Raw genomic sequence first — 21,077 nt, 5'->3', positions numbered from 1 at the left:
GTACGCGCGATGAGGACGTCGGTCAGCGTCTGACGTGGGCCGTGCCGCCCGCGAGGAGGGCCTCGACCTCGGCGAGCGTGGCCATGGAGACGTCGCCGGGAGTGGTCATGGTGAGCGCGCCGTGGGCGGTGCCGTAGGCCAGGGCGCGTTCCAGGCCGGCGCCGTCGAGCAGTCCGTGGATGAGGCCGGCGGCGAACGCGTCGCCGGAACCGATGCGGTCCAGGACGTGCAGGGCGGGCATCTCAGGGCCGGTGACGAAGCCGGTCTCGGCGGACCAGGCCGCCGAGGACCAGTCGTTGACTCCGGCCGAGGGCACCTCGCGCAGGGTCGTGGCCAGGACCGTGGCGGCGGGGGCCCGCCCGGCCGCCTCGGCGAGCGCTTCCGGTACCTCTTCGGCGGTGATGCGCCGGTCGCCGGGGCGGCGCCCGACCAGGCCCAGGGCGCCCACCACGACGTCGGCGTGCCGGGCGAGCCGCAGATCGACCTCGCGGGCGGCGTCGGCGCCGCCCCGGCCGGCCCAGAGGCTGGGGCGGTGGTTGGGGTCGTAGGAGACGGTGACGCCGTGACGTCGGGCCGCGGCCATGGCCTCGTCGGCGACGTCGACGGTGGTGTCGGACAGGCCGGCGAAGATGCCGCCGGTGTGGAACCAGCGCACGCCGCCCGAAAAGATCGCGTCCCAGTCGACATCGCCCTTGCGCAGCTGGGAGACGGCGGTGTGCGCGCGGTCGCTGACACCCAGCGCACCACGCACCCCGTAGCCGCGCTCGACGAAGTTCAGCCCGTTGCGGGCGGTGCGGCCGATGCCGTCGTCGGGCACCCAGCGGATCAGGGAGGTGTCGACGCCGCCCTGGAGGATCAGGTCCTCCACGAGGCGACCCACCGCGTTGTCGGCGAGGGCCGTCACGACGGCCGAGCGCCGGCCGAAGCAGCGTCGCAGTCCGCGGACGACGTTGTACTCGCCGCCGCCCTCCCAGACCTGGAAGGTGCGGGCGGTGCGGATGCGTCCCTCACCCGGGTCGAAGCGGAGCATCACCTCGCCCAGGGCCACCACGTCGATCACCGGGTACTCCTGTCCACCGCGTCGGCGGTCAGCCGGCGGATCTCGTCGTAGTCGCCGCGTTCCAGGTGGGCGGGGGTGGCCATCCAACTGCCGCCGACGGCGAGGACCGCCGGGTCGGCGAGATACGCGGCCATGCCGGAGGCCTCGATCCCCCCGGTCGGTACGAAGCGTGCCCCGGAGAACGGGGCCGCGAGCGCTCTCAGGGTCCGCGGGCCGCCGAGCGGCTCGGCGGGGAAGAGCTTGACGGTGTCGAGGCCGGCGCGCAGGGCCCGCATCAGCTCGGTGGCGGTGGCGATACCCGGCACCACGGGCACGGCCAGCTCGCGGCACCTGGCGACGACCTCCTCGTCGAAGCCGGGCGAGACCACGAAGCGGGCCCCGGCCGCCACAGCCCGCTCGGCCTGTTCGGGAGTGAGTACGGTGCCGGCGCCGAGGGTGAGTCCGCCGTGGGCGGCCATCTCCTTGAGCACGCGTTCGGCGCCCGGGGTGCGGAAGGTGACCTCGGCGCAGGTGGCGCCGCCCGCGGCAAGTGCGTCGGCAAGTGGGCCGGCGGTCGCCGTGTCGGGCACGGTGAGCACGGGCAGGAGCCGGGCCCCGCCCAGCGCGGCGGCCGGATCGGTGGCGTTCACCGGCCGAGCCAGCCGCCGTCGACCGGCAGGACGACGCCGTGGACGTAGGCGGCCGCGTCCGAGGCGAGGAACACGGTGACGCCCGCGAGGTCGTCGGCGTTGCCCCACCGCCCGGCCGGGATGCGGTCGAGGATCGCCTTGCTGCGCACCGGGTCGTCCTGGAGTGCCTGGGTGTTGTCGGTGGCGATGTAGCCGGGCGCGATGGCGTTGACGTTGACGCCGTGCGGCGCCCATTCGTTGGCCAGCGCCTTGGTGAGCCCGGCGATGCCGTGCTTGGCGGCGGTGTAGCCGGGGACATTGATGCCGCCCTGGAAGCTGAGCAGCGACGCCGTGAAGATGATCTTCCCTTGCCCGCGCGCCACCATCGACGCGCCGACCGCACGGGTCAGCGCGAACTGCGCGTTGAGATTGACCTGGAGCACCAACTCCCAGTCCGCGTCCAAGTGTTCGGCAGCGGGAGCACGGCGGATCGTGCCCGCGTTGTTGACCAGGATGTCCACCGGACGCGCCCGGCCGGCGAGGTCCGCGCCCAGGGACCGGACGGCGGCGGGGTCGGCGAAATCGGTGCGGATCGCCTCGAAGGTACGGCCGGCGGCGGTGACGTCCTTCTCCACGCCGCTGCCGGAATCCTCCAGTGTGGCGCTGACGCCGATGACGTCCGCGCCGGCCTCGGCGAGCGCGCGGGCCATGGCCCGGCCGATGCCGCGTCGGGCCCCGGTGACGACGGCGAGCTTCCCGGTGAGGTCGAAGGCGGTCATACGGCGGCTCCCTGGGTGTCGTCGGTGCAGTCCACGAGGATCTTCATCACGTCGCCGCCGCCCTCAAGGGCCTCGAAGGCAGCGGGCGCCTGCGTGAGCGGCACGACCTTGCTGATCAGCCGGTCGGCCGGGATGGTGCCGTCGTCGACGAGGGTCACCGCCTTCTCGAAGTCGGAACGGTCGTACAGCCGGGCTCCGACGAGGGTCAGCTCACGCCAGAAGAAGCGGTGCAGGTTGACCTCGCGGGGGCGGGGGTGGATGGCGACGAGGCACAGACGGCCGCGTACGCCCAGTACGTCGACCGCCGTGTCCACGCCGGCCGCCGCGCCGGACACCTCGAAGGCGACGTCCGCGCCGGCTTCCCCGGTCCACTGCCGCACCAGCTCCGGCACGTCGTCGGCCGGATTCCACGCCGTCAGCCCCAACTCCTCGGCGAGCAGCCGCCGGTGGGCGCTCAGCTCCACCACCCGGACGTCGGCACCGACCGACCGGGCCACGAGCGCGATGAGGATGCCGACGGGGCCGCCGCCGACCACGACGGCCTTCTCCCCGTCCCGCACCCGGGCCCGGCCGACGTCGTGCACGGCGACCGCCGTCGGCTCGACGAGCGCGGCCCGGTCCAGCGCGAGCCCGGCGGGCAGCCGGACGAGCGTTGAGGCGGGCACGGTCCAGCGCTGCTGCATCGCGCCCGGCGAATCGATGCCGATGAAGTCGAGGTGCTGGCAGATGTGCTGGTGTCCGGCGCGGCAGGCGGGGCAGGTGCCGTCCCAGCGCAGCGGCATCACGGTGACCGCGTCGCCGGGCTGCCAGCCCTCGACGCCCGGGCCGACGCGTACGACGCGGCCGGACATCTCGTGTCCTATGACGGCGGGCGCGGACACCCTGGCGTCCATGTCACCGTGGAAGATGTGCAGGTCGGTGCCGCAGATACCGACATAGGCGGGAGCCAGCTCCACCTCGCCGGGTCCGGGAGCGGAGGGCTCGGCGGGCGCTGTGTCCAGGGTACGGGCGGACGTGTAACGGACGGCGAGTGTCATCGTGGGGTCAGGGTCCCTTCAGCGCGGACGCCGATGGTCAGCAGCAGGTTGGCGTAGGTACGGGTGTCGGCGGTGACGATGGCCAGTGCCAGGTCGGGCGAGCGGGCGGCGTCGTAGAACTCGAAGCGGCCGAGGCTGTCGACCTGGACGGGCGCCAGCATCGCGCGGTACTCGGCGATGGCCGGCGGTTCCGGTTCGCCCTCGGGCGGCACCATCACGTGGGCCGACTCGACGGGCAGGGAGCGCAGCAGGACACCGAGCACGGTGGTGACGTCGAGCAGGCCGGGGGCCAGGTTGAGGTGGACGGTTCTCGCGCGCTCGCCGGTGGCTGTGCTCGCCGGGTAGTGGCCGTCGGCGATCAGCACGCGGGCGCCGTGGCCGGCTCCGGCGAGGGAGGCGAGGATCCCGGGGTGCAGCAGTTCCGTCAGGAGCACGGCGGCGTTTCCTTCGTCGGTGCGGGAGTCAGGCGGTAGAAGGCTGTCGCGGTGCCGGCGAGCACCGCGTGGATCTCGGTGGGCGAGCAGCCGTCCAGGAGGTGTTCGACGGCGTCGGCCCAGCGGTTCCATCCGCCGGCGAGCAGGCAGACCGGCCAGTCGGAGCCGAACATCAGCCGGTCGGGCCCGAAGGCGGTCAGCAGGGCGTCCCACACCGGGCGGATGTCGTCGATGGTCCACTTGTGGTGGTCGGCCTCGGTGACCAGACCCGACACCTTGCAGTGGACCTGGGGATGCCTGGCGAGCGCCCGCAACCGCTGTGCCCAGTCGGTGAGTTCGTACCGCGCGATCGGCGGCTTGCCGGCGTGGTCCAGGACGAGCGGCAGTTCGGGGATCCGCTCGGCGAGGCGGATCGCCTGCGGGAGCTGGTGGTCGCGGACCAGCACGTCGTAGCCGAGGCCGCGCTCCCCCACCGCCCGCAATCCGTTCTCGACGTCGGGGCGTTGGAGCCAGTGCGGGTCGGGCTCGGCCTGTACGACGTGCCTTACGGCGCGCAGGTGGCGGCCTCCGGGGCCGCTGCGCAGGGCGTCGAGTACGTCGCCGATCGCGGGGGAGGTCAGGTCCGCCCAGCCGACGACGGCGCCGATCAGCGGGTCGCTGACGGCCAGGGAGAGCAGGTCGCGTGTCTCGGGGAGGGACGCGATGCACTGGACCACCACGGTGCTCGTCAGTCGCCGTCCGGCGATCGGCCGGGTCGCGGCCGATCGCAGGTCGTGCGGGGTGAAGGTGCGGCGGATCTGCTCGTGGCCGGGTTCGTCCAGCCAGGGCTGCGGCCGGGCGGCCGGGTCCCACACATGGTGGTGGGCGTCCACGAGCACCTGGGCGTCAGACACGAGCGGTCCAGACAGGGCCGTCCGGGTAGGCGTACTGCTTGAGGGATCCGGCGTGCATCTGCGCGCTCAGTCCGGGCAGCGTCGGCGCCCGGTAGTGGCCGTCGACGATCCGTACCGGGTCGACGAAGTGTTCGTGCAGGTGGTCGACGTACTCGATGACGCGGTCCTCGATGGTGCCGGAGACGGCGACGTAGTCGAACATCGACAGGTGCTGCACCATCTCGCACAGGCCGACGCCGCCCGCGTGCGGGCAGACCGGAACGCCGAACTTCGCGGCGAGGAGCAGGATCGCGATGTTCTCGCCCACGCCGCCGACCCGGGCGGAGTCGATCTGCACGATGTCCACCGCGCCGGCCTGGAGGAGTTGTTTGAAGACGACCCGGTTGGCGATGTGTTCGCCGGTGGCGACCTTGATGGGGCTGAGCGCCTTGCGGACGGCGGCGTGGCCGAGGATGTCGTCGGGGGAGGTGGGCTCCTCGATCCAGTACGGGTCGTAGGGAGCCAGGGCGCGCATCCAGTCGATGGCGGGTTGGACGTCCCATCTCTGGTTGGCGTCGACCGCGATGCGGATGCCGTCGCCGACGGTCTCGCGGGCGGTGCGCATGCGCCGTACGTCGTCCGCCAGGTCCGCGCCGACCTTGAGCTTGATCTGGGTGAAGCCGTCGGCGACGGCCTCGCGGGCCAGCCGCGCCAGCTTCTCGTCGGAATAGCCGAGCCAGCCGGGGGTGGTGGTGTAGGCCGGGTAGCCGCGCTCCAGCAGGCGGGCGATGCGCTCGTCGCGGCCCGGTTCGGCGCGGCGCAGGATCTCCAGGGCCTCCTCGGGAGTCAGCGCGTCGGACAGCCAGCGGAAGTCGACCTGGGCGACCAGGTCCTCGGGTGACATCTCGCCGAGGAACCGCCACACGGGCTTGCCGGCCCGCTTGGCCGCCAGGTCCCAGGCGGCGTTGACGACGGCGCCGGTGGCCATGTGGATGGCGCCCTTCTCCGGGCCCAGCCAGCGCAGTTGGGGGTCGTGGACGAGGGAGCGGGAGAACGCTCCGAGGTCCGCGCAGACCTGTTCGACCGGGAGGCCGACGACATGCGGGGCGAGGGCCGCGATGGCGGCGGCCTGTACGTCGTTGCCGCGGCCGGTGGTGAAGGCCAGGGCGTGGCCTTCCAGGCCGTCACCCGCGTCGGTGCGCAGGACGACGTAGGCGGCCGAGTAGTCGGGCTCGGGGTTCATCGCGTCCGACCCGTCCAGGTGCTCGGACGTCGGGAAACGCACGTCCAGCACGTCCAGGGAGGTGATGTGGGCAGCGGCCGGGGAAGCGGGCGGGGCGGATGACATGACGGCAACTCCTGTGATGTGCGAGGGCGGTACGGCCCCGTGCGACGAGATGGGGGCGGCGCGGGCCGGCGGGCGGCCGGTCCGGCTGCCCGGTTCAGTCCTGGACCTTGCCGCCCGTGATGCGCGAGATGGTCAGTGCGACCAGGATGATCAGGCCGTTGAGGGCGCCGATCCACTGGGCGGGGACACCGCCGAGCGTGAGCACGTTCTGGATCATGAACAGCAGGAGGATGCCGCTGAACGCTCCGAACATGGTGCCCTTGCCGCCGTTGAGGCTGATCCCGCCGATGACGGCGGCGGCGAACACGGTGAAGATGTAGCCGTTGCCCTGGGCGGAGGCGACGGAGGCGAGGCGTCCGGACAACAGCAGTCCGGCGAGGGCGGCGAGCAGGCTGCCGGTGACGATGACGATCCACAGCACCCGGTCGGTGCGGATACCGGCCGCCTTCGCCGCGTCGACGTTGCCGCCGATGGCGTACAGCGAGCGGCCGAAGCTCGTCCAGCCCAGCACCACGATCGCGACGGCGAACAGCGCCAGGCAGATCCAGATGGACGCGGGCATCCCGAACCATACGGCGGTGCCCAGGTAGAGCATCGACTGCGGCAGCTGGAAGAACGTCTGTCCGCCGGAGATGCCGGTGAGGACACCGCGCAGCACGATCAGCATGCCGAGGGTGACGATGAAGCCGTTGAGGCCGAAGCGGATGATGAGCAGCGCGTTGATCACGCCGACGAGCGCGCCCACGGCGAGGGTGACGGGGATGGCCCACGCGCCGGGGAGCAGCCCGAGTCCGTGGCCCGCGCCGGCCGGGACCACCAGCCAGGCCGCGACGCCGGGTGCGAGACCCATGGTGGACTCCAGCGACAGGTCCATCTTCTTGACGATGAGGATCATCGTCTGGGCGAGGACCAGCAGGGCCATCTCGGACATGGTCTGCAGGACGTTGATGAGGTTGTCCGTCTGCAGGAAGACCGGGTTGACGATCTGGCCGACGATCGCGATGACCACGATGGCCGGGACGAGCGCGAGGTCGCGCAGCCGGGCCAGCGGTATCCGGCCGCCGAGCAGCGCCGTCCGCTTGGGGCCGGGCTCCGGGGCCTTGGCCGCGGCGGTGTCCGCGAGGACGGTCTCAGGCATGGAGGTCCACTCCTTCCATCGCGGCCACGAGGTCGTGGTCGTGCCAGCCGCGGGCGATCTCTGAGGTCACACGGCCCTGGAACATCACCAGGACCCGGTCGCACATCCGCAGGTCGTCGAGTTCGTCGGAGGCGATGAGCACTCCGGTGCCGGTGCGCGCGGTCTCCTCGACCTTGCCGAGGAGGAACTCCTTGGAGCGCACGTCCACGCCCGCGGTGGGGTTGATCAGGACCAGCAGCCTGGGGTCGTCGGCCAGGGCCCGGGCCATGACGACCTTCTGCTGGTTGCCTCCGGACAGGGCGGAGACGGGCAGTCCGGGGCCGGGAGTCTTGATCGCGAGGTTTTCGATCATGCCCTCGGCGAGCCGGTCGCGCCGGCCACGGCTGAGGAACCCGTTGGCACCGAGCCGCTTCGGCACGGACAGGGTGGCGTTGTCCGCGATCGACATGTCGGGAACGAAGCCCTGGTGGTGCCGGTCCTGCGGAACGAACCCGGCGCCGGCGGCGAGCGCCGCGGGCACGCTGCCCTGCCGTGGACGCTTCCCGGCGATCTCCACCTCGCCCGCCGTCGCGGTCCGCAGCCCTACGACGGTCTCGGCGACCTCGGTACGACCGCTGCCGGCGGCGCCCGCGAGGCCGACGATCTCACCGGCCCCGACCTGGAGGCTGACGTCGTCATACCCGTCGCCCCGCAGGGCGCGGACCCGCAGGGCGGCCGTCGCGCCGGGGTCGTGCGTGCCGGGCCGTTCCTCGCGCCGGTCGGCCGCCGCCTCCCCGGTCATGGCGGCGACGAGCTCGTTGCGCGGAAGCTCGGCGACCGGCGCGGTGACGATGTGCCGGGCGTCGCGGAACACGGTCACCATGTCGCAGATCTCGTAGACCTCCTGCAGATGGTGGCTGATGAACAGGAACGTCACGCCCTGGCGTTGCAGGTCACGGATGCGCCCGAAGAGGCGGTTGATGGCCGCCCCGTCGAGTTGGGCGGTCGGCTCGTCGAGGATGATGAACCGTGCCCCGAAGGACAGGGCGCGGGCGATCTCGACGAACTGCCGCTGCTCGACGCTCAGATCGGCCGCCGGGGACTGTGGGTCGACGTCCACCGACCAGGTCGACAGCAGTTCCTGGGCGCGGCGACGGGTGGCCTGCCAGCTGATGAGGCGGCCGGCGCCGTGGTCGTGCCGGTTCAGGAAGAGGTTCTCGGCGACGGTGAGGGTGGGGATGATCGTCGACTTCTGGTAGACGCAGGCCACGCGTCGCCGCCAGGCGTCGCGGTCGCTGAGCCGGGGGGCCGGTTCGCCGCCGAAGGTGACCGTTCCCTCGTCCGGGGCCTGCAGGCCGGTCAGCACCGACACCAGTGTCGACTTGCCGGCTCCGTTGCGGCCGACGAGGGCGTGGGTCTCGCCGGACCTGATGGTGATCCGGGCGCCGTTCAGGGCCACCGTCGGACCGAATCGTTTGACTATGCCCGTCGCCTCGACGACGGGCGGGTCCGGGGGGACCCGTCCGTCGTCCGCCGGGGCGGGCACGGGGGTGACTGCTCGCTCCCCGTCGCTCATCTCAACCGCCTTGTTCTCGTGAGCCGTTGCCGTGCCGATGCGCAGGGATGGATCAGCCGAGGTTGTTTCCCCACAGCGACTTGTCGTCGCTCTTGACGCTGGGCACTCCCCCGTAGGTGGCGCCGTCGGCGGTGACGAGCGGGGCCGAGAGCTGGTCCTCGAGGACGCCGGCCCTGACCTGGATGATGGTGCTGTCGTGGTCGGTCTTGCCCGGCTGGAACTTCTTTCCGGCGATCGCGGCCTTGAGGTAGTACAAGGCGTACTTGGCGTAGAGGTCGGCCGGCTGCGAGACGGTGGCGTCGATGTGCCCGGCCGCGATGTCCTTCAGCTCCTCGGGGATGCCGTCGTTGGACACGACGAAGACGTGCTTCTTGTCCTTCGGGTCCGTCAACAGGCCCTTCTGCTTGAGGACTTGGAGCGTGCCGGCCAGGGCGAAACTGGACTCCATGTAGACGCCCTTGACGTCCGGGTTGGCGGTCAGGTCCGTCTGCAGCTTCTGGGCGGCGGTGGCGCCGTCCCAGTTGGTGGCCTCGCCGAGCACCTTGATGCCGGGGTAGTTCTTCTTCATGCAGTCGTTGAACGCCTCGGTGCGGTCGCGGCCGTTGATGGAGTCAAGGCCGCCCTCCAGCATGACGACCTTGCCCTTGCCGCCCAGCTTGGTGCCGAGGAACTGGCAGGCCTTCTCGCCGTAGGCCCGGTTGTCGGCGCGTACGACCATGTAGACGCTGCCGCTGTCGGGGCGGGTGTCGACGGTGACGACCGGGATCTTCTTCGCCTCCAGCTGGGCGAGCGTGGGAGCGATGGCGGCGGTGTCCTGCGGGGCCATGGCGATGCCCTTGACGCCCTGGCTGATGAACGTCTGCGCGTTGGCGGTGAGCTTCGCGACGTCGTTCTGGGAGTTGGTGGTCTTCAGGTCCAGCCCCAGCGACTTGCCGTACTGGGGCGTGTACTTGATGTACGAGTTCCAGAAGTCGGTGTCGGAGCGCGGGTAGTCGACACCGACCAGCGGCTTGCCGCCCGACGACGCCGAGGTGGCGGAACCGCTGCCGCACGCACTGAGCAGAGCCAGTGCGGACAGGGCGGAGACAGCTGAACAGAGGGCGGATCTGACTCTCATCGGTGCTTCCTCGCGCCGGTCCCGAAGTGGGAGATGTTTCGCCGCGGCGACAGCGGTGTTTCGCCGGGCGGTAGAGATGGGATGTTTATAGAGGCGCCCCCGCCAGCTTGTCTACCCCCGTACCAAATTCTCCTTGATGCACCAGGCCAGTGCGGTTGCTCGGTAGCCGATCGATGCGCTACCCAGCCAGAGATCCATCCCATCAATCTGCGTCTTGCGGATTGACATACCAGGGAGACATGCCGGACCTTCTTGCGTAACAAGCGGCGCGCTGCACTCCCCTGCCCCTCCTGTACCAGGGATCTCCCCATGTCGAGTTCGATCAACAGACGCCACTTCCTGGCCGGTGCCACCTGCGTGGCCGCGGCAGCCGTCGCCGGAGGCCTGTTCGGCGCCGGTGCGGCCCAGGCGGCACCCAGCACGTACACACCCGACTGGAACTCGGTCGACCAGCATCCGCCGGCCCCGGAGTGGTTCCAGGACGCGAAGTTCGGGATCTACTTCCACTGGGGCGTCTTCAGCGTCCCCGCGTACGACAGCGAGTGGTACCCGCGCAACATGTACCAGGCGGGCAGCAAGGCCAACCAGCACCACATCGCGACCTACGGCCAGCCCTCGGCATGGCCATACCACAACTTCATCAACGGCGCCCAGGACCTGGCGGGCACCTTCGTGAAGTTCGCCCCGAAGCTGAAGTCGGCCGGCGGGAACTTCGACCCCGACGCGTGGGCCCAGCTGTTCGTCGACGCGGGCGCCAGGTTCGCCGGCCCGGTCGCCGAGCACCACGACGGCTTCTCCATGTGGGACAGCCAGGTCAACGAGTGGAACTCGGTCAACAAGGGCCCCGGCCTCGACCTCCTGCGGATCTTCTCCACGGCCATCCGCGCCAAGGGCCTCAAGCTCCTGGTGGCCATGCACCACGCCTACCACTTCAACGGCTACTACGAGTACGTCCCCGCCCAGACGGACCCCAGCCTCAAGAAGCTCTACGGGCAGCTGGGCTCGGCCGCGGAGAACCAGCTCTGGTACGACAAGCTCAAGGAGGTCGTCGACCGCGCCCAGCCCGACATCCTGTGGCAGGACTTCAAGCTGGACGCCATCGACGAGACACAGCGCCTGAACTTCCTGTCGTACTACTACAACCAGGCCAACAGCTGGGGCCGTGAGGTCGTCGCCACCTACAAGGACGGGTTCGACAACAAGGGCGAGGTCTTCGACTACGAGCGGGGCGGCCCGGGCGACCTCACCGCGCCCTACTGGCTGACCGACGACAGCATCTCCAGCAGCAGTTGGTGCTACACCCAGGGCATCGGCTACTACACCACCCAGCAGATGCTGCACTCGTTCATCGACCGGGTCAGCAAGAACGGCAACATGCTGCTGAACATCGCGCCGATGGCCGACGGCACCATCCCCCAGGCGCAGAAGGACATCCTGCTGGGCATCGGAGACCACCTGAAACGCTTCGGCGAGTCGCTGTACGCCACCAGGGCCTGGACGGCGTACGGCGAGGGCCCGACGAAGATGGGCGGCGGCGCCTTCACCACCCCGCGCGCCGGCACCGCGCAGGACATCCGCTTCACCCGCGACAAGGCGGGCAGCGTCCTGTACGCCACCGTCCTGGGCTGGCCGGGCAGCTCCCTGACGATCAAGACCCTCGGCTCGGACCGGATCAACCTCTCCTCGCTGACCTCGGTCAAGCTCCTCGGCACCACCGCCGGCACCTACATCGACCTGCCCGCCCCGTCCCAGAGCGCCGCCGGCCTCACGATCGCCCTTCCCTCGTCGGCGCCCTACAGCGCCAACGCCTACGCCCTCAAGCTCACGTTCTCCGGCACGATCCCGGTCCTGCGACCGCTCGCCGGGGCGGTGGCCTTCGCGGACGTCGGCTACACCGGCAACGCGGGCGTGTTCAGCGTCGGCGACCACACCGCGGCCGACCTGACGGCGGCCGGCCTCGGCGTGCGCACCCTTTCCTCTCTGAGGCCGGCCCCCGGTTACCAGGTGATCGGCTACTCCGGGGACAACTTCACCGGCACGTCCTGGACCTTCACCGCCGACAACCCCGACCTGCGGGTCACCGGCAACAACGACCAGATCACCTCGCTGCGGGTCCAGTTCGACCCGGCGAGCTACTTCCGGCTCAGCAACGTCACCGACGGTCTCGCCCTGGACAGCGGCGGCGACGTCGCCTCCGGGTCCAACCTCAAACAGTGGACCTGGGACGGCAGCTCCAACCTGCAGTGGCAGGCGGTCGCGGTCGGCGGCGGCTACTACAAGCTCGTCAACCGCGCGAACGGCATGGTCGCCGACGGCTGGGGCGCCACCGCGGACGGCTCTCCCGCGCGACAGGCTCCCTGGAACGGGAGCACCAACCAGCAGTGGACGATCACCAACCGTGGCGGTGAGCAGTACACGGTCGCCAACCGCACCACCGGCCTGGTCCTCGACGGCGGCGGCGACGTCGCCTCGGGCTCGGTGGCCAAGCAGTGGACGTACGGCAGCAGCTCCAACCTGTTGTGGACCTTCACGGCCCTGTGATCCGGACACCTGCCGGGGGGCCGTGGGAGCGGGGCGGATCTACGCTGGAGACAGCCGCTGGAAACCAGCCCTGTGCGGGCACCGCTGTCCAGACGGAGGCGTGGCGCGTGGACATGGCCGACAAGCAGGATGCTCCCATTGCCGCCGTCGTGGTGGATCCGGACGGCAGGGTGAGCGCCTGGAGCGAGGGAGGGCGGTTGCTGCTCGGCTGGACGGCGGAGGACACCGTCGGACGGCCCCTGACCGAACTGCTGGTCGATCCGCCCTTCCCCGACTCCCCCGGCACCGACACCAGCCCCTCGGAGTTCGTCGCCCTGCGCCACCTCGACGGCTCCACGGTGGACGCCGTGCTGACCGCTCACCCGCTGCTCGGCTCCGACGGACGACCGCAGGGCCAGGTGGTGACCGTCCAGCGCTGGGATCGCCGGCCGGTCATCACCGACCGGGCCTTCGAACAGTGCCCCTTCGCTCTGGGCGTCTACGACCCCGACCTGCGGTTCCTGTGGATCAACGCCTCCTCGGGCCGGGTGATAGCGCACACCGAGGAGCAGGTGCTGGGGAAGAAGTACCGCGAGGTGCTTCCCGAATTCGACCGCTCCCTGTTCCCCGAAAGGGACGACAAGCCGTACACCGACCAGCTCGCCGAGGTGGCGAGGACGGGTGAGCCCGCCCGGCTCATCACCGTCTTCCAGCCGCTGGGCAGCAACTACGCCAACGCCTGGGCCACGAGCATCTGGCCCGTCCGGGATGCCGAGGGCAGGGTCCGCGCCGTCGCCAACTGGGGCTTCGACATGAGCGCCGAGTACTGGGCCCGGCAGCGCCTGCTCCTCCTCAACGAGGCCGGCCGTGGCATCGGCCGGACGCTCGACGTGATCCGCACGGCCCAGGAGCTGACCAGGAGCGCCGTACCGAAATTCACCGACCTGGTCACCGTGGACCTGTTCGAGGAGGTCCTGCACGGTGAGGAACCGCCCTCGGCATCGGTGATCACCAGTGGCCACACCGTCAGGCTCAGCCGCGCCGCCCGGCACAGCGCCAGGGAGGACCCCGACGCGCTCATCGGGCCCCCGCTGCCGGTCACGCTCGCCGTCGACTCCGTCGCCGCCCGCTGCATGACCACCGGCACCTCCAGGGTCCAGCTCGCCGCCGAACCCGGCCCTGGCAGCGAATGGGCCTTCGGGCCCGGCCTCGCCGCAGACCCCGCCCACTGGCCGCCGGGCAACCCGCTGATCGACGCGTCCATGGCCGCGCAGGGACTGACCGGCCGGATCACCGTGCCGCTGCGGGCACGCGGCGCGCTGCTCGGCGTCGTCGAGTTCTCCCGCAGCGACCGGCCCGAGGCCTTCACCGCCGACGACCTGATCCTCGCCGAAGAGCTCACCGCCAAGGCAGCCGTCGCCATCGACAACGCCCGCCGGTACGCGCGTGAGCGCACCACGGCACTGACCCTGCAACGCAGCCTGCTGCCGCAGCGGCTGCCGAACCAGGAGGCGGTCGAGGTGGCGTCCCGTTACCTGCCTGCCGGGACCGGCGCGGAAGTGGGAGGTGACTGGTTCGACGTCATTCCGCTGTCCGGCGCCCGGGTCGCGCTGGTCGTCGGCGATGTCGTCGGCCACGGCCTGCACGCCTCGGCCAGCATGGGCCGGCTGCGCACGGCGGTCCGCACGCTCGCCGACGTCGACCTGCCGCCCGACGAGCTGATGACCCACCTGGACGACCTGGTCATCCACCTCGCCAGTGACCTCCAGCCGACCAGCTACTTCCAGACGACCGGCGAGACCGGGGCGACCTGCCTGTACGCCGTCTACGACCCGGCATCCCGCCGCCTGACGCTGACGAGCGCCGGCCACCCCCTCCCGTTGATCATCTCCCCGGACGGCATCAGGACCCCACTGCGGGCACAGCCCGGACCGCCGCTGGGCATCGGTGGGCTGCCGTTCGAGGCGACCGAGATCGAGCTGCCGGAGGGCAGCCTGCTCGCTCTCTACACCGACGGGCTGGTGGAAAGCCGCGAGCGTGACGTCGACCAGGGGATCGCCGAGCTGCTCCGGGTCTTGAACCGGACGGCCAGCTCTCTGGAGGACCTGTGCGACACGGTGATGGACGCGATTCTCCCGGAACACCGCACCGACGACGCCGCCCTGCTCCTCGCCCGCACCCATGCGCTGGACCCCCAGCACGTCGTCGACCGGGACGTCGAACCCGACTTCGCGGACGTCTCGCGCGCCAGGCAGTTCGCCCTCGACCAGGTGGACGCCTGGGGCCTGACGGAGGCGTCGTTCGTCACGGAGCTGGTCGTCAGCGAGCTGGTCACCAACGCCATCCGATACGGCGAGCCCCCGATCAGGCTGCGGCTGATTCGCGACACCGCCCTGATCTGCGAGGTCTCGGACTCCAGCAACACCGCCCCGCACCTGCGCCGGGCGCGCGCCTTCGACGAGGGCGGCCGGGGACTGTTGCTGGTCGCCCAGCTCACCCAGGGGTGGGGCACCCGGCACACCACCGACGGCAAGACCATCTGGTGCGCGCAGTCCCTCCCGCAGCAGATCGTCAGCCTCTGAGCCGACCGGCCCGTCGGGCAGCCGTCGCCGGGCGCCGTGTGGACCGGCGCGGAATCAGCACCGGCTGCACGAGCCGACGCCGGTCCACCCCGGCGCGGCCGTTGATGACGGCGATCAGCAGGTCGACCGCTTCGTCGCCCATTCGGCCGGGGCGGAGGCTGAGGGTGCTGACGGGTGGAGCGGTTGTCGCGTAGTCCGGATCCTCACTGACGCAGGCGACCAGCAGATCCCGCGGCGCCCGAAGACCGTGGCGCCGAGCGGCGGCGAGAATGTTGTGACCCGAGTCGGAGTACACCCCGATGACGGCGTCCGGTCTCGGATCGTGGTCGAGCAGCCGACCGACCGCGTCCTGCTCGGCCGTGAAGTAATCGGGGATCGAGGCGTACTCCTGCACCAGGACCGGTTTGCGGTGCTCGTCGCACCAGGACCGGTAGGCGTGTGCGACCAGGTGCGGGTACGCATCGTCGTGCACGGGCAGGGAGAGCCCGATCCGCCGGGCGCCGGAGTCCGCCAGGTGGTCGAGCAGCAGTCGCAGGCCCGCTTCGTGGTCCGTGTCGACCCAGGCGTCGCACCATCGCGGCCGGGGCGGCCGGCCTTCGCAGACCATCGGTATGCCGCGCTCGCGCAGGAGCGAACGCACCGGGTCCTCAGCGCGCGGGCCGACGTGGATGACGCCGTCCATCGGGGTGTTGAGCCACATCCACGGTGTCATCGAACTCGGCATCACCTGGAGCAGGTAGCCGCGCTCGTGCGCCGCCGCCATGGCGCCCAGCGCCAGCTGTGCGTAGTACGGGATCTCGATGTACGGAACGGGCAGGTCACCGTAGGTCGTCATGGTCAGCCCGAGCACGCCGGTGCCGCCGCGAGCCAGGGCCCGCGCCGTACTGACCGGTGCGTAACCGAGGTCGCGCGCCGCGGTCAGCACGCGCTGTCTGGTCGCCTCGGAGAGCCGTCCGGTGCCGTTGAGCGCGTTGGACACCGTGGCCGTGGACACACCGGCACGTGCGGCCACGGCATCCAGGGTGGGGCGCCGCCAGACACCCGAGCTCGTCATGCGCACTCCATGTTGGTCAACTGCCCTGCCACGGCTTGTGGTTAAGACCTTAATCAATCAGCGTGCCCGGCGACGGCGGCCGGGCCCGGCCGACATGGAGCAAATGGGGAAGCAGTGGAAGCGACATACATACAGGTGCGGCAGCGCACCGTCCCTCCGGTCGTCGCGGCGCGCTGGGCGCTGTGGACGTTCGTCGTCGCCAACCTGGTGATCGTCGAAGTCCTGTTCCTCGACGCGGGGACCGGTCAGAACGGGGTGCTCACGGTCGGGAGGTTCTTCGGCCTGCATGCCGCCGTGCTGATGCTGTTCCAACTGCTGCTGGTGGCGCGGTTGCCATGGCTCGACCGCCGTATCGGCATGGACCGGCTGACGGTGTGGCACCGATGGGTCGGCTTCACCCTCCTGTGGACCATCCTGACCCACGCCGTGCTGGTGGTGCTGGGCTTCGCGCGGCTCAGTCGCACGTCGATGACGAAGACGTTCCTCTCACTGGCCGACGTGCCGGCCTCCCTGCTCGGGATGTGCGCCGCGGCGATCGTCGTCCTGGTCGCCGCGGTCTCCGCCCGGTATGTGAGGCAGCGGTTGCGCTACGAGATCTGGCACGGCCTGCATCTGCTGCTGTACCTGGCGCTGGGGCTGGCATTCGTCCACCAGTTGCAGGAGACCACGACCTTCAGTTCGTCCGCGCCCGCGAAGATCTACTGGTGGGCCCTGTGGCTGTTCGCGTTCGGGGCCCTGGTCACGGGCCGGATCGTGATGCCTGTGTGGCGCAACGCCTATCACCGGTTCCGCGTCGTGGCGGTGGTGCCGGAGTCGGGCGACGTGGTGTCGGTGCACGTCAGCGGCCGTCATCTCGACAGGCTGCCTGCTCGGGCCGGCCAGTTCTGCATCTGGCGGTTCCCCGGGCACCACCACTGGTGGCTGGCGAATCCCTTCTCGCTCTCGGCGGCGCCCGACGGCCGGACCTTGCGCCTGACCGCCAAGGCGGTCGGCAGCACCAGCGCCGGCCTGCGGCACATTCCCATCGGGAGCCGCGCGTTCGTCGAGGGGCCGTACGGGGCGTTCACCTCGGTGCACCGGACCAGGCCCGGCGTGCTGCTGATCGCGGGAGGAGTCGGCATCACGCCGATCAGGGCCCTCCTGGAGGAAGAGGCGGTCGGCGACGTCGTCGTGCTCTACCGGGTGCGCAGCGAGAACGACGCCGTGCTGGTCGACGAGGTACGCCATCTGGTGGCAGACCGCGGCGGGCGGCTGCATCTGCTCACCGGCCCCAGGGACGCGGAGGCGACGCCGTTCGCGCCGGACGGTCTGCGTGCCCTGGTTCCCGACATCGCCGAACGGGATGTGTACGTCTGCGGCCCGCCCGCGATGACCTCGACCGTGCTCGGCTCCCTGCGCACGCTGGAGGTGCCCCCACGGCAGGTGCACGCCGAGCGCTTCGGCCTGGCCTGACACCCCCACCCCTTCTCCGGCGCCGGGCTCCCCCACGCTGTCGTACGGACGTCCGGTGACCACCGTCTCCGCGTCCGTACCGACCGCCTGAGGGAGCCGAGCCGACGCGACCGAGCCCTGCTGCGGACCTTTCCGTCAGTTCTGCAGGCGCCAGTGCTGGTTCGCACCGCCCGTGCAGCTCCACAGCTGGACCTTGGTCCCGTTCGTGGTCCCCTGGCCGACGGCGTCCAGGCAGAGCCCCGACTGCACCGCTGTGATCGTGCCGTCGGGGTTGACGTTCCACTGCTGGTCCGCCTGCCCGCTGCAGTCCCAGATCGCCGCCGGGGTACCGCTGCCCGCGGACTGGCCGACGCCCAGGCACTTGTTGCCGTAGACGACCAGTTGCTTTGCGCCGGTGTACGTGAACCGCTGGTTGGAGCCGCCGTTGCAGTCCCACAGCTGTGCCTGGGTTCCGTTGGCGGTTGTGTTGTTGTTGATGTCGAGGCAGCGCCCCGACTGCTGGCCGACGATCTCCTGGTTCCCGGAGGGCGGCGGCGGTGGCGGCTGGTTCGAGCCGAACTGGGTGAAGAACTGCCACACCGCTGCGGACGTCCAGGTGCGCCAGCCGTCACCGGTGGAACCGTCTATGGGACCGGGGTCGTGCCCCGCTCCGTCGAAGGCGGCCCAGACGACGGGGTATCCGGACCTGCATCCGGAGTAGGTGGTGATGATGTGCGTCAGACTGCCGTAGGCCGGTTCGGGCGGGTTCTGCGGGGTGCAGCCGTTGGTCCGGACGAAGGTGTCGCGCAGGTCCCGTCCCGACTGGATGGGCAGCACGTTGTCCCTGATGCCGTGCAGTCCCATGTAGGCGATGGGCTGGTTGCCGCCGTTGCACCCGCTGAGGTTGGCGCCGGAGTAGACGGCGACCGCGCGGAAGACCGTCGCCCGGGAGCAGGCGAGGGCGTACGACATCGCGGCGCCGTAGCTGAAGCCGGCGGAGAACACCTGGGTGGTGTCGACGCACAGGCCTGCCTCGAGCTGGCTGACCATGGCGTCGACGAAGGCCACGTCCTGGCCGCCGGGGTTGGCCCAGCCGTTGCCGTTGCCCTGCGGCGCGACGAAGATCGTGCTGTTGTTCGCGTTGTCCGCCAGGCGCCGCAGGCCGTAGTAGGACCAGTTGTATCCGTCCGTGCCGCCGGAGTCGACGTCGCCCGCCGTCCCGCCGCGCCAGTGGAAGCCGAAGATCAGCCGGTAGGGGTGGTTGCTGTCGTAGCCGGCGGGGACCCGCAGGATGTAACTGCGCGTCTGACCGCCACTCTGGATCGTGTGGGTCCCACTCGTCAGCGTGGGTGCCTTGCCACAGCCGGCGGTGGCCGTGACGGAGGCGGGCGTGCCCAAGGCGTTGCTGAACGAGGTGCCCGCGGCCGACAGGACGAGAAGCATCGCAGCCGCGATGGCCCATAAGAGCGGATTGCGTTTCATGCACTCCTTCTTCCGTGTACGAGGGTGTTCACAGGCCGGTGATGGTCCACTCGTTGTTGGTGCTGGCGTTCGGCGTCCACATCACCGCGGTCGAGCCCACCGTGGTGCTGCCGCTGCCGTCGAGGGCGGTGCCGGTGCCCCGGTTGACGATCTGGTAGCGGTTGGCGCCGAGGCTGGTGAGCGACCACTGCTGGTTGTTGCCGCCGTTCCACGCCTCCTGACGGACGGGAGCTCCGTTCGCGGAGTTGCCCCAGCTGTCGGCGGCCATGCCGTTGGCGCGGTTCATGATGCGGTGGTAGCCGTTGCCGAGGTCGATCAGCTGCCACTGCAGATTGGCGCTCCCGTCGTAGTTCCACTGCTTGAGGTTGGAGCCGGAAGCGACGTTGCCCCCGCTGTCGAGCACCAGTCCGCTGGTCACGTTGGCGATCTTGACCCAGGTGGTGGAGCCGCCCGGTGCGCCCAGCACGGGAATCTCCCCGGAGAAGGTGAGCTTGACCGTGTACGCCAGGGCGCTGTAAGGCGGGTTCGACGAGGGCATGGCCAGGTGCAGGCCGGAGGCGTCCTGCGTCGGGGTGGGCAGGTTGACGTAGGTGCCGGCGGTGTTGTCGAGCAGTTGGGCGCCGGTCAGGGTGCTGAGGTTGATCTGGTTCGAGTTCAGCGTCCCGATGGTCAGGGTGCCGCCCTGCCAGCCCAGTGCGGTGGCGTAGAGGACCTTGTTGTCCTGGCTGCGGGTGAACCGGATGTCCTGCGGTTTGCCGGCCACCGGACCGCTGAACGAACCGCCGCCCATCTGGGTGGGGCCCTCGCCGTAGCTGGTCCAGGAGCGGGTGCCGTAGACCGCCTCTCCGAAGCGGCCGAGCCAGTCCCCCAGGGCGAGCAGGATGGACTGCTGCCCGGAGGGGATGGTGCCGTCGGCCATCGGGGCGATGTTCAGCAGCATGGTGCCGCCCTTGCTGACCCGGTCGATCAGCGAGTGCAGCAGGGCCTGCGTCGAGTAGTAGCCGATACCCACCGTGTAGCACCAGCTGGAGGAGGAGATGCTGTCGTCGGTCAGCCAGTACGGGGTGAGCAGCCCTGCCGGGCCGCCGCGTTCGAAGTCGTAGACCTCGCCCTTGTTGTCGAGGCCGTCCTTGTAGGTCGCGACGACGTCCTTGTTCCAGGAGACGGCCCGGTTGTAGTAGTACGCGAGGAACTGGAGCCGGTCCGACTCCTGCACCAGGTTGAGGTCGAAGTCCTGCCAGACCAGGTCGGGTTGGTAGCCGTCGACGACCTCGACCAGCTTGTCGTACCAGAGTTGGTTCTCCGCCGCCGTGCCCTGCTGGCCGAAGAGGATGCGCAGAGTCGGGTCGGACTGGTTCGGCACGTGGTCGTAGTAGCCGTTGAAGTGGTAGGCGTGGTGGAGGGAGGCCATGAACTTCAGGCCCTGTGCGCGGATGGCCTGCGCGTGCAGTCCCACGAGGTCGAGCTTGGGACCGTGCCGGACCGAGTTCCACGGGTTGGCGCGGCTGTTCCACATGGAGAAGCCGTCGTGGTGCTCGGCGACCGGACCGGCGAACCGCGCGCCCGCGGCCTTGAACAACCGGGCCCAGGCGTCCGGGTCCCAGTTGCCGCCCTGGGAGGCGAGCCTGGGGGCGAACTGCACGTAGGTGCCGGCCTTGTCGCGCGCGCCGTCGATGAAGTTGTTGTACGGCCATACCGAGGGGTCGCCGTAGGTGGCGATGTGGTGCTTGTTCTCGTTCGAGCCGCCGATGTACATGTTGCGCGGATACCACTCGTTGCCGAACGCGGGGACGCTGAAGACGCCCCAGTGGTAGTAGATGCCGAACTTGGCGTCCTTGAACCAGGCCGGGGCCGGGGGGTGTTGGTCCACGGAGGACCAGCTCGCGGTGTAGTTCGCGGGGCCGTCGGTCGCGGCGGCCTCGGGGGCGAACCGCAGCAGGCCGAAGGCCGCGGCCGCGCCGGTCGCGGCCAGCAGCCGGCGCCGGCTGATCGGGAGGGGGGACGAAGTCATGCGGAGCCTCTCAGCGTCCTCGACGGGGTGGGTGATGTCGGCCGTCACG

Annotated in this window: 16 protein-coding genes; 3 read left to right on the top strand and 13 right to left on the bottom strand. The window is 70.5% G+C overall.

The window, feature by feature from the left end:
- Window positions 1-22: 22 nt before the first annotated feature.
- The 10 genes from ACIRVK_RS31815 to ACIRVK_RS31770 all read right to left on the bottom strand — a co-directional run bounded on the left by ACIRVK_RS31815 (window position 23) and on the right by ACIRVK_RS31770 (window position 9,948).
- Window positions 23-1,060 carry a sugar kinase gene (locus tag ACIRVK_RS31815; RefSeq protein WP_404253177.1) on the bottom strand — a complete coding sequence of 346 codons (1,038 nt, stop codon included), beginning with the start codon at window positions 1,058-1,060 and terminating at the stop codon, window positions 23-25.
- Window positions 1,057-1,689, bottom strand: a complete 633-nt coding sequence (locus ACIRVK_RS31810) for a bifunctional 4-hydroxy-2-oxoglutarate aldolase/2-dehydro-3-deoxy-phosphogluconate aldolase (RefSeq protein WP_404253175.1) — start codon at window positions 1,687-1,689, stop codon at window positions 1,057-1,059. Before ACIRVK_RS31810 ends, ACIRVK_RS31815 begins: the two co-directional genes overlap by 4 nt.
- Window positions 1,686-2,447, bottom strand: a complete 762-nt coding sequence (locus ACIRVK_RS31805) for an SDR family oxidoreductase (protein WP_404253173.1) — start codon at window positions 2,445-2,447, stop codon at window positions 1,686-1,688. The genes ACIRVK_RS31810 and ACIRVK_RS31805 overlap by 4 nt, the downstream gene beginning before the upstream one ends.
- Entirely contained in the window at window positions 2,444-3,484 is a 1,041-nt protein-coding gene (locus ACIRVK_RS31800; protein WP_404253171.1) for a zinc-binding dehydrogenase, read from the bottom strand. Before ACIRVK_RS31800 ends, ACIRVK_RS31805 begins: the two co-directional genes overlap by 4 nt.
- A complete protein-coding gene (locus tag ACIRVK_RS31795; protein ID WP_404253169.1) occupies window positions 3,481-3,918 on the bottom strand; it encodes an RbsD/FucU domain-containing protein in 438 nt (145 codons plus the stop codon). Before ACIRVK_RS31795 ends, ACIRVK_RS31800 begins: the two co-directional genes overlap by 4 nt.
- On the bottom strand, window positions 3,909-4,811 hold the full coding sequence (locus ACIRVK_RS31790; RefSeq protein WP_404253167.1) for an amidohydrolase family protein: 903 nt from the start codon (window positions 4,809-4,811) through the stop codon (window positions 3,909-3,911). Before ACIRVK_RS31790 ends, ACIRVK_RS31795 begins: the two co-directional genes overlap by 10 nt.
- Entirely contained in the window at window positions 4,804-6,138 is a 1,335-nt protein-coding gene (locus tag ACIRVK_RS31785; RefSeq protein ID WP_404253165.1) for an L-fuconate dehydratase, read from the bottom strand. The genes ACIRVK_RS31790 and ACIRVK_RS31785 overlap by 8 nt, the downstream gene beginning before the upstream one ends.
- Window positions 6,139-6,232: 94 nt before the next feature.
- Window positions 6,233-7,276: an ABC transporter permease gene (locus tag ACIRVK_RS31780; protein WP_404253163.1), complete on the bottom strand. Its 1,044-nt coding sequence runs from the start codon at window positions 7,274-7,276 to the stop codon at window positions 6,233-6,235.
- Complete coding sequence (locus tag ACIRVK_RS31775) at window positions 7,269-8,831, bottom strand: sugar ABC transporter ATP-binding protein (RefSeq protein ID WP_404253161.1); 1,563 nt, start codon at window positions 8,829-8,831, stop codon at window positions 7,269-7,271. The genes ACIRVK_RS31780 and ACIRVK_RS31775 overlap by 8 nt, the downstream gene beginning before the upstream one ends.
- A gap of 52 nt (window positions 8,832-8,883) precedes the next feature.
- Window positions 8,884-9,948, bottom strand: coding sequence for a sugar ABC transporter substrate-binding protein (locus ACIRVK_RS31770; protein WP_404253159.1), 1,065 nt, complete (start codon window positions 9,946-9,948; stop codon window positions 8,884-8,886).
- Window positions 9,949-10,257: 309 nt separating this feature from the next.
- On the opposite strand from ACIRVK_RS31770, the gene ACIRVK_RS31765 reads away from it, so the two are divergent.
- The gene (locus tag ACIRVK_RS31765) at window positions 10,258-12,489 is read left to right on the top strand and encodes an alpha-L-fucosidase (protein WP_404253157.1); all 2,232 of its coding nucleotides are present in this window, start codon (window positions 10,258-10,260) and stop codon (window positions 12,487-12,489) included.
- A gap of 113 nt (window positions 12,490-12,602) precedes the next feature.
- Entirely contained in the window at window positions 12,603-15,050 is a 2,448-nt protein-coding gene (locus ACIRVK_RS31760) for a SpoIIE family protein phosphatase (RefSeq protein ID WP_404253155.1), read from the top strand.
- Here the strand turns inward: ACIRVK_RS31760 and ACIRVK_RS31755 are convergent.
- Window positions 15,040-16,104 carry a LacI family DNA-binding transcriptional regulator gene (locus ACIRVK_RS31755; protein WP_404253153.1) on the bottom strand — a complete coding sequence of 355 codons (1,065 nt, stop codon included), beginning with the start codon at window positions 16,102-16,104 and terminating at the stop codon, window positions 15,040-15,042. The genes ACIRVK_RS31760 and ACIRVK_RS31755 overlap by 11 nt on opposite strands.
- Window positions 16,105-16,218: 114 nt before the next feature.
- On the opposite strand from ACIRVK_RS31755, the gene ACIRVK_RS31750 reads away from it, so the two are divergent.
- Complete coding sequence (locus ACIRVK_RS31750; protein ID WP_404253151.1) at window positions 16,219-17,556, top strand: ferric reductase-like transmembrane domain-containing protein; 1,338 nt, start codon at window positions 16,219-16,221, stop codon at window positions 17,554-17,556.
- Window positions 17,557-17,691: 135 nt separating this feature from the next.
- Here ACIRVK_RS31750 and ACIRVK_RS31745 read toward each other — a convergent pair whose 3' ends face one another.
- Window positions 17,692-19,017 carry a ricin-type beta-trefoil lectin domain protein gene (locus tag ACIRVK_RS31745; protein ID WP_404253149.1) on the bottom strand — a complete coding sequence of 442 codons (1,326 nt, stop codon included), beginning with the start codon at window positions 19,015-19,017 and terminating at the stop codon, window positions 17,692-17,694.
- 28 nt (window positions 19,018-19,045) lie between these two features.
- Window positions 19,046-21,028: an alpha-L-fucosidase gene (locus ACIRVK_RS31740; protein WP_404253147.1), complete on the bottom strand. Its 1,983-nt coding sequence runs from the start codon at window positions 21,026-21,028 to the stop codon at window positions 19,046-19,048.
- Between the last annotated feature and the right edge of the window lie 49 nt (window positions 21,029-21,077).

The sequence above is a fragment of the Streptomyces sp. NPDC101152 genome (assembly GCF_044768275.1).
Classification (GTDB): domain Bacteria; phylum Actinomycetota; class Actinomycetes; order Streptomycetales; family Streptomycetaceae; genus Streptomyces.
This window is presented reverse-complemented; position numbering and strand designations above follow the sequence as displayed.